Origin of the sequence: Hwanghaeella sp. LZ110 (assembly GCF_048892525.1) — a bacterium.
Classification (GTDB): domain Bacteria; phylum Pseudomonadota; class Alphaproteobacteria; order UBA8366; family Aestuariispiraceae; genus Pacificispira.
Genome location: NZ_JBLZHT010000051.1, coordinates 1 through 393, shown reverse-complemented (window position 1 = coordinate 393; position 393 = coordinate 1). Strand labels below are relative to the sequence as shown.

Annotated in this window: 1 protein-coding gene; it reads left to right on the top strand. The window is 55.7% G+C overall.

Going from position 1 to position 393, the window contains the following annotated elements; genetic code table 11:
- Nucleotides 1-393, top strand: a 393-nt coding sequence (locus ACOSDM_RS20170; protein WP_420726327.1) for an NAD-dependent epimerase/dehydratase family protein, incomplete at both ends; no start/stop codon positions are given.

Here is a 393-nt window from a genome sequence, read left to right as displayed (position 1 = left end):
TGGAGGCTGCCCGTTGTGTTGGGGTTAACCGGTTTATTTTCGCCTCATCACGGGCGGTTTATGGCAGTCTGAATGGTTGCTTCGGCCCACCGACCTACCGCCCTGTCGACGAGACCAACGCCACCCACCACGAGGCGACCTATGATCTTTGCAAAATCATTGGAGAGAGGTTTGGAGAGGCATTTGCAGCAATCTCCGATATGGAATTCGCTGCCCTTCGTTTCTCAACCATCTTTGGGCCGGGCAAGACCACACGGCATGGCCGCTTCGGCGCCTTGAGCAAATTAATCGAGAATCCGTTTTACGGGGAGCCGGTGACCATTCCTGTTGGCGGTGATCAAGTCGATGATATGATCTATGCTCAGGAAGCCGCACGGGGGGTCGTAGCGGCCT